The 14,435-nt window shown below is 63.6% G+C and carries 11 protein-coding genes; 1 reads left to right on the top strand and 10 read right to left on the bottom strand.

The window, feature by feature from the left end; genetic code table 11:
- Positions 1 to 27: 27 nt before the first annotated feature.
- Entirely contained in the window at positions 28 to 336 is a 309-nt protein-coding gene (locus tag G4G27_RS22755) for a UBP-type zinc finger domain-containing protein (protein ID WP_183110742.1), read from the top strand.
- Here the strand turns inward: G4G27_RS22755 and G4G27_RS22750 are convergent, their stop codons facing one another.
- The 10 genes from G4G27_RS22750 to G4G27_RS22705 form a co-directional block, all read right to left on the bottom strand.
- Positions 337 to 1,593, bottom strand: a complete 1,257-nt coding sequence (locus tag G4G27_RS22750) for a dipeptidase (protein ID WP_183110741.1) — start codon at positions 1,591 to 1,593, stop codon at positions 337 to 339.
- On the bottom strand, positions 1,590 to 3,167 hold the full coding sequence (locus G4G27_RS22745) for a serine hydrolase (protein WP_183110740.1): 1,578 nt from the start codon (positions 3,165 to 3,167) through the stop codon (positions 1,590 to 1,592). The genes G4G27_RS22750 and G4G27_RS22745 overlap by 4 nt, the downstream gene beginning before the upstream one ends.
- The gene (locus G4G27_RS22740) at positions 3,164 to 4,294 is read right to left on the bottom strand and encodes a hypothetical protein (protein WP_183110739.1); all 1,131 of its coding nucleotides are present in this window, start codon (positions 4,292 to 4,294) and stop codon (positions 3,164 to 3,166) included. The genes G4G27_RS22745 and G4G27_RS22740 overlap by 4 nt, the downstream gene beginning before the upstream one ends.
- Positions 4,291 to 5,325 carry a DUF1611 domain-containing protein gene (locus G4G27_RS22735; protein WP_183110738.1) on the bottom strand — a complete coding sequence of 345 codons (1,035 nt, stop codon included), beginning with the start codon at positions 5,323 to 5,325 and terminating at the stop codon, positions 4,291 to 4,293. The genes G4G27_RS22740 and G4G27_RS22735 overlap by 4 nt, the downstream gene beginning before the upstream one ends.
- A 29-nt stretch (positions 5,326 to 5,354) precedes the next feature.
- Positions 5,355 to 7,667: a TonB-dependent receptor gene (locus G4G27_RS22730; RefSeq protein ID WP_183110737.1), complete on the bottom strand. Its 2,313-nt coding sequence runs from the start codon at positions 7,665 to 7,667 to the stop codon at positions 5,355 to 5,357.
- 43 nt (positions 7,668 to 7,710) lie between these two features.
- Complete coding sequence (locus G4G27_RS22725; RefSeq protein ID WP_183110736.1) at positions 7,711 to 8,856, bottom strand: membrane dipeptidase; 1,146 nt, start codon at positions 8,854 to 8,856, stop codon at positions 7,711 to 7,713.
- Between the two features lie 90 nt (positions 8,857 to 8,946).
- Positions 8,947 to 10,125 carry a serine hydrolase domain-containing protein gene (locus tag G4G27_RS22720; protein WP_183110735.1) on the bottom strand — a complete coding sequence of 393 codons (1,179 nt, stop codon included), beginning with the start codon at positions 10,123 to 10,125 and terminating at the stop codon, positions 8,947 to 8,949.
- Positions 10,122 to 11,420, bottom strand: coding sequence for a peptide MFS transporter (locus G4G27_RS22715; protein ID WP_183110734.1), 1,299 nt, complete (start codon positions 11,418 to 11,420; stop codon positions 10,122 to 10,124). The genes G4G27_RS22720 and G4G27_RS22715 overlap by 4 nt, the downstream gene beginning before the upstream one ends.
- Positions 11,417 to 12,427: a dipeptide epimerase gene (locus G4G27_RS22710; RefSeq protein ID WP_183110733.1), complete on the bottom strand. Its 1,011-nt coding sequence runs from the start codon at positions 12,425 to 12,427 to the stop codon at positions 11,417 to 11,419. The genes G4G27_RS22715 and G4G27_RS22710 overlap by 4 nt, the downstream gene beginning before the upstream one ends.
- Positions 12,427 to 14,430: a serine hydrolase domain-containing protein gene (locus G4G27_RS22705; protein ID WP_183110732.1), complete on the bottom strand. Its 2,004-nt coding sequence runs from the start codon at positions 14,428 to 14,430 to the stop codon at positions 12,427 to 12,429. The genes G4G27_RS22710 and G4G27_RS22705 overlap by 1 nt, the downstream gene beginning before the upstream one ends.
- Positions 14,431 to 14,435: the final 5 nt, after the last annotated feature.

The following is a 14,435-nucleotide window of genomic DNA, read 5'->3' as shown; positions in this document are numbered from 1 at the left end:
TCCGGTGTGCAATACGGGGTATTTCAGATGACCGACACTTGTCTCCATCAGCAGGGCATCGCGGATGTGACGCCGAGCGCCGATGGGTGCGAGGAGTGTCTGCGTATCGGCGGCTGGTGGGTCCATCTGCGGTTGTGCCGGACCTGTGGCCATGTCGGCTGTTGCGACGATTCGCCCAACAAGCATGCGACCAAACATTACCAGGCCACCACCCATCCGATCATCGAAGGTTATGATCCGCCGGAAGGATGGGGCTGGTGTTATGTCGATGAAATCGTCTTCGACCTGAGCGACCGGATGACGCCGCATCCACGGCCGATACCGCGATTCATCTAGCTAACGCTTCCTGGCCGACGCCATCGACGCAGCGGTTTGTTCCGCCGCTGCCATAACGCGCAGGATGTTGCCGCCGGCCAGCTTGGCGATATCCGCATCGCTCCAGCCGCGCCGCATCAGTTCGGCCATAAGCTGCGGATAGGTCGAGACATCGCCCAGCCCGTCGGGCAACTCATTGCCGGTGCCGTCGAAATCCGATCCGATGCCGACATGGTCCGGCCCGGCGACCTTCGCGATATGCTCGATATGATCGGCCACTTGCGCCAGCGTCACGCGTGGTGCGGGATGATCCTTCTCCCACTCGGCGAACGCCGCCTTCGCTTTGTCCGGCTGGCCGATATAGAGACCGCCAAAAGGCGGCGCATTGAGCCGTGTGCGCTCCGCCGCCCGGTCCGCCGACCAGCGTCGATAGGCGTCGGAGACATAGCCCGGCGCATAATTGACCATCACCACGCCGCCATTCGCCGCGACCAGCTTGAGCACATCGTCGGACACGTTGCGCGGATGGTCGTCGAGCGCCCGCGCGCCCGAATGCGAGTAGATCACCGGCGCCTTCGACACGCGCAGCGCGTCGCGCATCGTCGCTTCGCTGACATGGCTGAGATCGACCAGCATGCCGAGCCGGTTGAGCTCGCGCACCACCTCCTCGCCGAACGCGGTCAGGCCGTCATGTTTCGGATTGTCGGTTGCGGAATCGGCCCAGTCGATGGTCAGCGAATGAGTCAACGTCAGATAACCCGCGCCAAGATCATGATAGGTGCGCAGCACCGACAGGCTGCCGTCGATCTGGCCGCCGCCCTCGACACCGATCATCGAGGCGATGCGGCCGCTGCGCTGGATGCGCCGGACATCATCCGCGGTGCGGGCGAGCGCGAAGGTTTCCGGATAGCGCGCGGCCAATTGGTGGACGAAATCGATCTGTTCGAGCGTCTCCTTGACCTGTTCCGGCCCGGGCAGATTGGCCGAGACATAGACTGACCAGAACTGGCCGCCGACCATGCCTTTGCGCAGCCGCTCGATATCGGTGTTGTACGGCTCGGGCTTGCGGTCGAGACCGCGGCGCAGGTCGATCGTCCAGCGCCCCTCGCCTTCGCGCTCGCGCAGCGTCTCCGGCCAGTCATTATGACCATCGATGATCGGCGTCGTCTTGAGCACGCGTGCGACACGCGCCGCCTCATCCTGCGCGTGAGCGGGTACGGTGAACGCCAGCAGCGCAACCGATGCGACCAGGCCCTTGGCCTTCGTGATCCGGCTCATTTTGCCGCGGCGACCGGTGCGAAGAGAAGATCCTGATAATCGTAACTGAAATCCGCAATCGGAGAGACCGGCTTCATCGTGACACGCTCCACTTTACCTTCGGCATCGAGACCGAAAGTGACATAGGCCGGTTCGATTGTCTTGTCGTCAAAACGCGTGACGAACGTATCATATTGCCAATGGTCGAGCCGCCCGCCCATGCGCGGGGTCGATTTGAAATCGATCGTCAGGCCCGATTTACCCTGCGCGACTTCGATATTGCCATACCATGGATCGGCAAAAATGCCGGTGTAACGGGTCAGCGCAAGCGACGGGCCGACCTTGGCCGGCTTGGCCGCGCTCGCCTTGAACATCGCCAGCCCCTTGGCGACGCGCTCTTTCTTGAACGCGGCATATTTCTCCGGCCAGTCGGCCTTGGGCAAATCCATATAATGGTCGAGCAATTCGTACATCAGGCCGACGATCAGCTCGCCATCCTCGCTGTTGATCTCGATCGAGAAGCCGACATTCTTTTCCGGGATCAGCACCACCGCGGTCTGAAAACCGAACACCGCGCCGCCGTGCCAGATGATCTTCGCGCCGCGATAATCCTGCACGTCCCAGCCCAGCGCATAGGTATAGAACATCGGCTGGGTCAGTTTCAGATTGTCCGGCCTGGGCGAGATCGGCTGGAGCGTCACCGGCGCCCACATTTCCGCCGCCTGCGCCTCGCTATAGAGCTGCCCCCCGCCAGGCAGCTTGCCGTGCGCGAGCTGAACGGCGAGCCATTTCGCCATGTCGGTCGGGCTGACCGCGAGGCCACCGGCCGGCGCTGCGTTACGCGCCAGGCCGTCGCGCTCGTCGAGCACTTCCTGATTGCCGACGCCGCGCAACCCGCTGCTCATCCGCGCATGCGGCTGAGCCCGGTCGGCGGTGGCGAAATAGCTGTCATCGTCGCTGGTCGATACGGTCATGCCAGCCGGTCTCAGCACATGGTCGACGACATATTTCTCCCATGTGTCGCCCGAGACGGACTCGATCAGCTGGCCGGCGACCATGTAGAGGACATTGTCATAGGCATAGCCGCTGCGAAAACTGGTCGCCGGCTTGATATAGCGCAGCCGCTTGACCGCTTCGGCGCGCGGCAGGTCGCTGCGCGGTACGAACAACAGGTCGCCCGCGCCGAGGCCGAGGCCGCTGCGATGGACCAGCAGGTCGCGGATCGTCATCTCACGCGTCACCCAGGGATCGTACATCTGGAAGCCGGGCAAGCGGTCGATCACCTTGTCGTCCCAGCCGATCTTGCCGGCATCGACCAGCGTGGCAAGCGCCGCCACGGTAAACGCCTTGCCGGTCGATCCGGTCGGGAAGATGGTATTGGGCGTGACCGGATCGTTCGAACCGAGTTTCTTCTCACCCCAGCCGCGCGCCAGCACGGTCTTGCCGTCCTCGACGATGGCGATCGCCATGCCGGGCACACCGGCCGCCTTGCGCAAGGTTTCGACGCGCGCCTCGAGATCCTTGGGCGGCGCCGCCCAGAGCGGCGTGGCGAGCTGGGTCGATGCGAGCGCAAATGCGAATACGAACCGCTTCATAGGACCTCCGGAGCTGGGTTGCCTCTGCGCCACAAGCGGAAGACGCCGAGCGTCATCAGCGGCAGGACGTAGACGGCGAGGAAGATATAGGCGAGCGCGCGATAGCCCTTGGCGATCAGGGTCACGAGCCCGAAGCGATCGGCGAGCAGCATGCACATGACAAGCAGCGCGATCGCGATCGTCAGGCGCCAGCCATTGCCGAGCACCGCGCCGCGGCGGATATGCCAGGCCTTGGCGACACGTTCGTTGACCGCATGGACCGCGCCGGTGCCGCTTTCGAGCAGCGCGGCGAAAATCATCAGCTGGAACAGCAGATGGAATATCGGGTTGCCGAGTTGCGTGAGCAGATAATCCGACGGCAACACCTCGGCGCCAATCTGCGGATAAAAGGCGATCATGCACACGAAGAAGATGATCGCCGGGATCATCGCCAGCGGCCCGGCGATCAGCCCGGCGACGATCGCATCGCGGTCGCTGGTCATATGACGCAACACCGGCAGGATCACCACCGCGCCGATGATGTTGTAGCCGGCATAAGTGATGCCCCCGAGTGCCCAGCCATCCGAGACGGCGGGCAAAGCGAAGCCGGTGGCGATGCGCTCGCCAAAGCCGGACAGTGCAAGGACCAGAAACAACGCATAGACGCCGTAGAGCAGGAACGAGACATATTTGAACAGCTGCTCGACCGCTGTGTTGCCATAGCCGGCAAAGGTCGCGATTCCCGCCATCAGCGCAAGCGTGCCGATGATCGGCGGCAAGCCAAGCGCGGCCTGCGCGATCGCTCCCGCCGCTGCACCGAACACCGCGAGGATCAGCACGATGAACAGGATATAGGCGATCTCGAACACCGCCCAGCCACGCCCGAGCAAGGCCTCGAAGAAGCTGCGATAGTCGCGCGCACCGGTCATCCGCGCGAACAGGAAAGTGGCGGCGGCGACCACGCTCCAGATCAGCATCGCCAGGATCATGCCGGCGAGCCCGCCCCACGGGCCGCTCGGCAGGAAGAATTCGGCGAGCTCGCGGCCCGTCGCATAACCGCCGCCGATGATCACCGCCTTGAAGGCGAACCCGGGCAGCAGGAAGCGCTGGAACCAGCTTGGCCCGGCGCCTGCCGCTGCCTTGGTCATGCGAGGCACGCGTCGATGAGTTGCTCGAACGCGGCGCCGCCGCGGATCGGGTCGGCCACCGGCAAGCCGAGGCGGTCCGATTCGGCGGCGATCAGTGCCGCCGCCGTATCGCTGCCAAGCGTGGCGGTGTTGAGGCTGATCCCGACGCATCGGATCGCCGGATTGGTCAGCCGGCCAAGCGCAACGGTTTGTTCGATCACCGTCTCGATCGACGGCAGGGTGTAACCGGGATGACCGAGCATGGTGGTTCGCCCGGGTTCATGACAGACGACGAACAGATCGGGCTGGCTGCCATGCAGCAGGCCGAGCGTCACCGCGGCATAGGCCGGATGGAACAACGACCCCTGCCCCTCGATCACATCCCAATGATCGGGCGCGGCAGCGGGGCTGAGCATTTCCGCCGCGCCGGCAATGAAATCCGACACCACCGCGTCCATCGGAATGCCGCCGCCGGCGATCATGATGCCGGTCTGTCCGGAAGCACGGAAATCGGCCGCGACGCCGCGTGCCTTGAACGCGCGGGCGATGGCGAGCGCGGTATATTTCTTGCCCAGCGCGCAATCGGTGCCGACGGTCAGCAGCCGCTTGCCGCCGCGCTTCGCACCGCTGCCGACGCGAATGCCCGGCGGCGGCGTGCGCACGTCGATCAGGTCACGACCAAGGCGGTCGGCGGCGCTGCGCAAGGCGGGCATATCGCTCAGCTTCATATGCATGCCGCTGACCAGGTCCAGCCCGGCCTCGAGCGCCTCGACCAGACCACCGATCCAGCTGTCCGGGATCAGCCCACCCGAATTGGCGACGCCAATGACCATGGACCGCGCCCCGCGCAGTCGCGCCTCGGCCGGGGAGAGGCGTGGCAACCCGGTCGACACGCTTGCCCCGGCGAGCGCGAATTCGCCGACGCAGGAATCGCGTGCCCAGTCGCGCAGGCCGAACGCGGTCTTGGCATAACCCGGCTCGGTCGTATCCCCGAGGAATAGGAGATAGGGTTGCGGAAGTGCCCCGAACGCCCGCTCGCGCGGTTCACGCATGACATTGGTGCCTGACATCATCCCGCCGATCAGAACGCGAAGCCGAGATTGACGCCGATCGTTCGCGGACGGATCGGCGATGCGGCGAGCGCGGTGCCGGGTCGCGTGCCAAAGCCCGAAAGATTGGTAAAGGCGCGTTCGTTCGCGAGGTTTTTGGCATAAGCGGTGATTGTCACCGCGCCAAGATCGACACCGGCCCGCAGATCGACGGTTCCATATCCATCGAGCACCAGTCGACGGCCGAAGGCCGCGCGGTATGCAACATCGAAATCCGCCGCTTGATCGTCAACCAGCCGAACATTGCCGCCAACGAAAGCCTTGGCGCTACCTGATATAGCCCATTCGTAATCCGCGCTCAGGTTCGCGCTCCATTTTGGAGAGAATGGCAACTGATCGCCTTTCAGCCCGCCCGTGACTTCGGGTGTACTCTGCCTCAGCTTGGCATCATTGTACGCGGCGTTAAGCACGACACTGAACCCGGCGATCGGGCGGATCGTCGCGGTCGCTTCCGCACCGTAGCTGCGCGCCCTTTTGCCATTGGCGTTGGCGCCGATCGGCCCGACGGCGCTGTCATAGGAGCCGAACACCAGGATGTTCTTCCAATCGAGATAATATACCGAAGCGTCAATTCCAAAGGTGCGATCCGCAGTTTCGGCCCGCACGCCGACCTCATAACTGATCAGCGTGTCGGCCTTGAACGTGACCGGATAGTCGGCGGCGGCGCCGGGCGGTACGACGTTGGGACCGCCGGGGCGATAACCCTTCGCGACACGCGCATAGATTGAGGCATGATCGCTCAGTTCGAAGCGCGGCGCGACCGACCAGGTGAACACATTCTCGTCCGACTTGCCGTTGGTGACGAACGGAATGAACGGGATGCCGACCAATGGCAGATAGGCGCCATCCTGAATCTGCACCGAATGCTGATCATTGTGACTGTAACGGCCGCCCGCAGTAATATCGAAGCTCGGCAACAGGTGAAGCGTCGCGCTGCCGAATGCGGCATATTCCTTATAGACCGAATCCAGCGAGACGGTGAGAAATTGCGGAAACACCGTGCCGCCAATGTTCAGTGTCGGATCGATGAAATCGGTCGTGCCGTCGATAAACGGCGCATAGCGTTGGAAAAGGCCGACCGTCTCACGCGTATAATAACCGCCGATCAGCCATTCGAAGCTTTCCGAATCGGCCGAGGCGAGGCGCACCTCCTGAGTGAATTTTTTCTGTTTGATATCGGCTTGCAGCGCGACGCCCAGTGGCGTCGTGCCGCCATAGACGGCGTTGATCGTGCCACCCAGCGTGATCGAGGCGTCAATCAGCTGACGCTGGTCGAGAATGCCGTAGCTGGTCACCGAGGTGAGGTTCGCAAAGCCGAAATCGTAGCGCAGCGTGCCGTTATACAGCCGGTAATCGACCTTGTTGCTGTCGGGGAAGAATTCTGCCCGAGTCAGCTGCCCGTTGAGCGCGGCGCCGGTAAACGGGTCGGCCGCAAGCGGCCGGAACGTCACCGGATCGGCGTCGTAGGACGATGGCGAATTGGCACGGATGTTCTGCGCGACCGCCGTCAGACGCACCGACAAGGCATCGACGGGCTGGAACAACAACGACGCGCGACCGCCATAGACTTCGGATTGATTGATGTTCTCGCCCGATCGTCCGGTCGCATCAATGAAGCCGGCATTCTTGCGATAAAAACCACTGGCGCGGAGGGCGAGCGTTTTGCCGAGTGGAAGATTGACCACCGCGTTGCCGAGATAACCAGTGCCGCCATCTTCGATTTTTTCGAGCCCGGCCTGGCCACGCACTTCGAACGTGTCGAGCTTGGGCGCGTTGGTTACGAACTTGAGCACGCCGCCGAGTGAATTCGCGCCGTAGAGCGTGCCCTGCGGACCGCGCAATACTTCGACTCGGGCGAGATCAAACGTGTCGAAGTCGCCAGCCAGCACGCCGGCATTACCCAAGCTCGAACTCGAACCATACGGCGTTTCGTCAACATAAATACCGACAGTCGATCCGACTGAACCGGTATTAATACCACGCAAGACCACGCGCGCCTCGCCGGGATTGTCCTGCTGGATGGTAAGGCCGGGGACCAGCGCGGCATAATCGACGAAGCTCACCGCCTGCTGACGTAAAAGCGTGCTGCCACCGACCACTGCGATCGACTGGGGGATTTCGAACAGCGTCTGTTCGCGCTTCTGTGCGGTGACGATGATGTCGTCATTATCCGGTGCCGCGGCCGCTTCCTCGACCGACGGCCCCTGCTGGGCAAAGGCCGGTAGGGCGAGCAGGAACATCGAAAATGCGGTGGTGGCGCCGAGCGTCTTGCGAATATTGGTCATGATCTTTTCCCCTTGAATGTCGTTCGAGCCGTCTTCGCGGCCGCTATTTCCACACGGCGCCGAGCAGCCGGCGGAAGTTTCCGCCGAGCACGGGCGCGATATTGGCATCGGACCAGCCGCGCCGGATCAGTTCCTCGGTCAGGTCGAACATCTTCATCGGATGGTCGAACCCCTCGATGTCGATCTTGTCGCGAAAGGCGTAGCTCGCCTTGTAGCCCGCCTTGAGCCGGGCATATTGGTCGGGCGGCATGTCGTCATAGCCGTTGAGATCCGCGTCCGACCCGATGCCGACATGCTCGATCCCGATCAGCTTCACGACATGATCGATGTGATCGACCATGTCCGACAGCGTGGTCGGATCCTTGTCCCTGACGAACATGCGCACGCCGCTGATCCCCATCACGCCATCGGTCTTGCCGAGCGCGAGGATCGCTTCGTCGGTCTTGGCACGCGGGTGGTTGGACAAGGCACGGCAGTTGGAATGAGTGATCGCGATCGGCTGTTTCGACAACTTGATCGCGTCGAGCGTGGTGCGGTCGCCGCTGTGCGACACATCGACGAGCATGCCCGCCGAGTTCATTGCGGCGATGATGTCCGCGCCGAAATCGCTGACCCCGCCATCGACCCGGTCGGTGCTGCCCGATCCGATCAAATTCTGCGTGTTGTAGGTGAGCTGGGCGCAGCGCAGGCCCAGCCGGTAGAACAGCAGCACATCGTCGGGCGTGGAGAATTGTTCGGCGTTCTGGAGGCCCATGATCATGCCGATCTTGCGCTCCTTCTTGGCGCGATCGAGATCGTGTACGCTGCCGACCAGCGAGAACAGGTCGCTGTTGCGTCCGGCAAAGCCCTGCCAGGCGGCGAGGAAGGTCAGTGCCTGCTCGCGTGCATCCGGCCCGCCGACACCTTCGGAATTATGAAAGCCGGTGATCCCGCAACTGCGGAAATCGGCGATCTGCTGCGCGGTCAGCGGGCGCGAAAAGACATCGGGTGAAAAGTCGATCTTGGGCACCGCGAGCATGTCGATGACCAGGGTCTTGTCGAGCAGGTCGAGCGTGCGCTTCGAATAGCGTTTCGCCGATCCCGGCGCGGCGGCGAAGCTGCCCGAATTGATCATCGGGAAACCAAGCGCAGAGCCCGCAACCAGGCTTCCGATCACGACGCGGCGATTGAAACCGGGCAAATCTGCCATACGAATCCCCTTCCTCGCGTTTATGACCTATTTGGGACTGTATTGTCCTGATCAGAGAATTGTCAACGCTAATCGAAACTAAAGACCGATTTAGCGGACGTTGCCGTTGACCGTCCTTGCGGCCTCCGCTTCCAATGCGATCGCCGCTTCGCGCAGGCCGGTGGGCGCCCCGAAACCGCCTTCGCAATTCACCATGAGCGCAACCGTCGTGCCGCGATCGGGAAAACTTTTCATCCGCGCGACGAAGCCCATCAGGCCACCGGTGTGCGAGATGACTCGCCCCTGCTCGCTCGTCGCCACCTGCAGGCCCATAACATGGCCGCTCGGTGCCCGCTTCGCGCCTTCGCCTTCCATCGCGAGCGTGCCGTCCGCCAGCCGCACCGGCGCGAGCATCGCCGCCAGACTTGCCGGCTGGAGCACGTGCCCACCAAGCAAGCGGTCGTGCCAGCGGCACAGATCGGTGACGGTCGAGCGGAGATTGCCCGCCGCCCCGACAAAGCTCAGCGAAAGAAACGATGCGTTGGCAAAGCCAGCGCCGGTCGTGGACGGCGTATAACCCGAGACTCGCCCGGGCACGATCTCCGCCTCATCGTCGGCACGTGTGTCGTTCAGGCCCAGGGGATCGAACAGTCTTTCGCGCAACAATCGCGCCAGCGGTGTCCCGGCCACCCTGGCCGCGACCATGCCAAGCAGGACATAAGCGGTGTTGCTATAGGCCCAGCTCTTGCCCGCCTCGAACTTGAACGACGTGCCCTGCGTCAGCAGGAGCTGAACCAGCTCGGCATCGTCATAGTCGGACCGGGCGAGGTTGAGCAGCAGCTTCACATTCTCGATATCGGTATAATTGCCGAGCCCGCTGGTATGATTGAGCATCTGGCGAAGCCTGATCGCATCGGCACGCGGAAACTCCGGCATGTACCGCGCGAGCGGATCGTCGAGCGACAGCTTGCCCTGTTCGGCAAGCAGGAACAGCGCGGCCACGGTGAATTGCTTGCTGAGCGAACCGATCCGCCACGGGCTGTGTGGCGCGGGAACCGTACCCGCCTCCATATTGGCGAGTCCGGCATAGAAGCTGTGGACGATCCTCCCGTCGCGCATCACCGCATAGGAGACGCCCGGCGCAAGCCGCTTGTCTATCACCGCTCTGGCGGCGGCGTCCGCGCCCGCCCACGCATCCGGCACGGCGGCGCGCGCGATCGGTGTCGCGGCCGCCATGGCGGTCATGCCGATGCCGAGCGCACCCCGTCGCGTCACCTGGCCTTGGGTCACGACTCCGCATTTCGGTTCGTCGCGATCCAGGTCGGATCGACGCTGCGCACCGGCCGGTCGAGCGCACGCAACAAGGCGGCGGCCGCCACCGCGATCATCGCCAGCAGGGCAAAGAATGACGCGTGCCCGGTACGGCTCCACAACATGCCGACCAGCCCGGCGGACAAACTGCCGCTGAAGATCGCGAGGTACCAGGCGGCAACCGTGGTCGCGCCGAGCCGCGGCGGCGCAAGCCGTGCGAACAGGCCAAGCCCGGTCGGCAGGATGAACAATTCGCCGAGCGTGAAGATCGCGAAGAACAGCACGAACCACAGCCAGTCGGCGCGCGCACCGCCGCCGGTCCATTCGATCAGCGCGAGCAACAGATAGGCGGCCGCGACGATCATCGCGCCAAGCGCCATGCGCCGCGCTGGCGAGGTGTCGCGCCCGGCATCGGCGCGACGGCGCCAATAAGCGAGCAAGGGCGGCGTCATCAGCATCACCATCAGCGGGTTGAGTGACTGGAACCAGGTCATCGGGATCGACACGCTGCCCATCGATCGGTCGACGCCGGTATCGGCCCATAGCGCGACGGTATTGCCGACCTGTTCATAAGCGCCGCGGAATACCGTGACCGACAGGGCGATGGCGAGCAGCACCAAGAAAACACGCTTGTGATCGGCCCAGCGCGTCGCGGGCAGATCCTCGGTCGGTACGCGCGGTGCCTCGGGCGGGAGGTAGCGCTGTCCCTTCACATAGATGATCAGGCCGATCAGCATGCCGATCCCGGCAGCGCCGAAACCATAATGCCAGCCATAGACTTCGCCGAGCGTGCCGCAGATCAGCGGCGCAAGGAATCCGCCGATGTTCACGCCGACATAATAGACATTATAGGCCCAGCCGCGGCGCGGATCGCCCGCCTTGTAGAGGTCGTTGATCTGGCTCGGTAGGCTCGGAAGGAACAGGCCGTTGCCCAGTGCGATGGTGATCAGCCCGGCATAAAAAAGTGCCTCGAACGTCATCATGAAATGCCCGGCGGCCATGATGCTGGCGCCGATGATCACCGCGCGGCGCTTGCCGAGCAACCGGTCGGCGATCACCCCGCCGATGATCGGGGTGAAATAGGCGCAGGCGGTATAGGCGCCATAGATGAACGACGAATGCCCCTGCCCCAGCAGCAACTGCTTGGTCATGTAATAGACCAGCAGCGCACGCATGCCGTAATAGGAGAATTGCTCCCACATATTGGTCAGGAACAACACGGTAAGGCCGCGTGGCTGGCCGAACCAGGTCGGCTCGGGCCCCGTATCGGTCACGCGGGGACTCGGGCTTCGGCGCCCCACACCGCTTCGGGACACCAGGCGGTGCCGTCGCGATAGATCATGCCCGGCGTGCGATCCCGTTTGAGGAAGATCGGCCCGTCCAGATCGTTGAGGTCGCACAGCTGGCCGAGCACGAAGCCCGGCGCCATGCCCAGGCTGGTGCACACCATGTTGCCGACCATCACGCCGAGTCCCGCGGCCCGCGCCGCGGCGGCAATCATCAGCCCCTCGGTCAGCCCCCCACATTTGTCGAGCTTGATGTTGAACACATCGAACCGGCCGGCCAGCGTGGGAACATCGGCGAGCGTCAGCGCGCTTTCGTCCGCCGCGATCGGGATCGGCGAGCGATACCCGTCGAGATCGGCTTCGCGACCGCGCGCGAGCGGCTGTTCGATCAGCGAGACATTGGCGGCGACCATCGCTGTAACCAGCGCGTCGAGATCGCCGATCGCAAAGCCCTGATTGCCATCGACACCCAACCACACATCGGGCCGCGCGGCGCGGATCGCCTCGACCCGCGCGATGTCGAGCGCGAGGTCGCCGGTCAGTTTGACCTTGATCGATCGCGCATGGTCGTAAGCACGCGCGCCGTCGGCCATCTTTGCCGGCTCATCCGCGCCGAGCGTGAAGGTGGTGACCAGCGGACGCGGCGCGTCGAGCCCCGCCAGCGCCCAGACCGGCTTGCCCGTCTGCCTGGATTCAAGCTCCCACAGTGCCGCATCGATCGCGTTGCGCGCACCGCAGGCGGGCAACAGGTCGCGCAATTCGTCGCGCGAGATGCCGCCCTCGACCGCGTCCCGTGCCTCCTCGATAGCGGCGAGCATCGCGGGCACGTCGTCGCCGAGATAATAGACCCCCGACGCCTCGCCGCGCCCCTGGTGATCGCCGTCATCCAATGTGACGACGACCACATCCGCACTGTCGAACACATAGCCAGAGATACGAAAGGGAGCGGCGAGTCTGAGCGTTTCACTGGCGACCGAGAGCTTGATCCCGGCCATCAGTAAAGCACCGTCATGGCGAGCAGACCGAAGGTCCATGCCACGTAGAGGACGGTCAGCATCGCGATCAGCACCAGCACCGACCACAGCTTGGCGAACCAGCCACGCTTATCTTTCCAGGTCAGCCACAGGTTCCAGCCGGCGAGCAGTACGCCGCCGACAAAGGCGAGCGCGCCGAGGATCTGGAGCGACCACAACATGCCGTCGGACGACGCGGTGAGGTTGGCGATATCGCCGGTCAGCTTGGAGAAGCCGATCATCCAGCCGACCAGCATGATCAGCACCAGTCCGGCACCGGCGCGAACGCCGCGATAGGCCTGGCGGGCGCGCCCTTCCAGCGCGAGCGGCGCCTTGTAACGACGGCGGATCAGCGCGGCGACCGGCCATTGCAGCAAGGTCAGGAGGAGAATGCCGATACTGGCGTACAGCAACGGCATGATCCAGGCCGCCGATTGCGAGGCGGGAGCGCGGTCGAAGACCATGAACGGCGAGACACCGTCGAAGCTCCAGCGCACGACCTTTCCGTCGACGACCTTGGCGGCGAGGCGTTCATGCCCGCCGACCTGGCGCCACACGAACGGCGCGATCTCGACCCATTTCATCGGCGCACCGTTAAGCGCGTGCGCGGCCGGCACGACGAGATTGCCCTTGCCGTCTACGCTGATCGCGACCTGTCCGATGAGATTGCCGATCGCCATGAAATTGGTTTCGTCGCGACGGCTGTTGAGCCAATTGCCGACCATCAGCTTGGCATGTTCGGCCGAGGTCTTGGCATCGACCTTGCCATCGGCGGGCGCGATCGAGGGCAGGTAGCGGTCGGCGAAATCCTGGAACATCGCACCCCGCAGCGCGCCGACCGCGCCGTTCTTTCCGGCGCTGTTGAACGACACGTAGAAGCCGACATTTTCCTTCATGAAAAGGTGCAGCGACGTGTGGAACACGGTGGTGTCGCCGAGATGGGCGATGACCTGGCGGCCATTGATGTTGGTTTCGAAGAAACCGAGTTCCATGCGGTTGAGCGGCGGCACGACGGTCAACGGGGAATCATGCATGATCCGCGCGGTTTCGGGTTTCATCAGCCCGGCGCCCTGATTGAGATGCGCGACCATGAAACGCGCCATGTCGGTGCCGGAAGAGGCCAGGCTGCCCGCCGGCCCCGGCCCGACGATCTCGTACTTGATCGGATCTTCCGAGGCTTGCGGATACCCCGTCGCCATCAGCGGCGTGAACTGTGTCGGCAAAGGCTGGCGAAAGGTCGAATGCGCCATGCCGAGCGGCTTGAAGACGCGCTGGTCGATATAGTCGTCGAACGACAGGCCGCTGGTCCGCTCGACGATATAGCCGGCGAGTGCGGTCGCATAGTTCGAATAGGCAGGCGTGCTGCCCGGCGTGAAGATACGGTGCGGCAGTCCTTCCTTCACATAATTGCCGAGCGTCTTCAGGTTCTTCGCATCGTAGAACATGATGTCCTTGCCATGCTCTTCGAAACCCGTGGTGTGCTGCATGATTTCACGCATCGTGACGGGCTTGCCGTCCTTCAGCGGAATCTTGAAATCGATATATTTATTCACATCGGCATCGAGATCGATCTTGCCCGCCTCGACCTGCTGCATGACCGCGGTCCAGGTGAACAGCTTGGACACCGAGCCGGGCCGGAACAGCGTCAGATCGGGATCGACCGGCTTGCGCTTGGCGATATCGGCATAACCGAAGCCGCGCTTCGAGACGATCTGGCCGTCCTTGACCACGACCACCACCGCGCCGGCAATATCGCCGGTCTTCAGCGCATAGGGCATGTAACCGTCGAGCCAGGCGTCGAGATCCTGCTTGTTCAGTGGCGCCTGTCCTTCGCCAAGCGGCGCGGCGGGAGTCGCCGCAGCGATCACCGGTTTGCCGGCGGGGGCCGGTGCGAGCGTCGGCGCCAGCGGCGCGGACTGCTGCGCGGCGGTAACGCCGCCGATCAGCAGCAAAGCTGCCGCGGCGAATAACTTGATCGATCGCATGTCCA

The sequence above is a fragment of the Sphingomonas sp. So64.6b genome (genome assembly GCF_014171475.1).
In the GTDB taxonomy this organism is placed as follows: Bacteria; Pseudomonadota; Alphaproteobacteria; order Sphingomonadales; family Sphingomonadaceae; genus Sphingomonas; species Sphingomonas alpina_A.
Note: the sequence above shows the minus strand (reverse complement) of the source record. Positions and strands in the feature narration are given on the sequence as shown.

Bases quoted from the DNA above. Each gene is read 5' to 3' on its own strand.
- G4G27_RS22755 (WP_183110742.1), top strand. From the start codon at position 28: ATGACCGACACTTGTCTCCATCAGCAGGGCATCGCGGATGTGACGCCG.
- G4G27_RS22750 (WP_183110741.1), bottom strand. From the start codon at position 1,593: ATGAGCCGGATCACGAAGGCCAAGGGCCTGGTCGCATCGGTTGCGCTG.
- G4G27_RS22745 (WP_183110740.1), bottom strand. From the start codon at position 3,167: ATGAAGCGGTTCGTATTCGCATTTGCGCTCGCATCGACCCAGCTCGCC.
- G4G27_RS22740 (WP_183110739.1), bottom strand. From the start codon at position 4,294: ATGACCAAGGCAGCGGCAGGCGCCGGGCCAAGCTGGTTCCAGCGCTTC.
- G4G27_RS22735 (WP_183110738.1), bottom strand. From the start codon at position 5,325: ATGCGTGAACCGCGCGAGCGGGCGTTCGGGGCACTTCCGCAACCCTAT.
- G4G27_RS22730 (WP_183110737.1), bottom strand. From the start codon at position 7,667: ATGACCAATATTCGCAAGACGCTCGGCGCCACCACCGCATTTTCGATG.
- G4G27_RS22725 (WP_183110736.1), bottom strand. From the start codon at position 8,856: ATGGCAGATTTGCCCGGTTTCAATCGCCGCGTCGTGATCGGAAGCCTG.
- G4G27_RS22710 (WP_183110733.1), bottom strand. From the start codon at position 12,427: ATGGCCGGGATCAAGCTCTCGGTCGCCAGTGAAACGCTCAGACTCGCC.
- G4G27_RS22705 (WP_183110732.1), bottom strand. From the start codon at position 14,430: ATGCGATCGATCAAGTTATTCGCCGCGGCAGCTTTGCTGCTGATCGGC.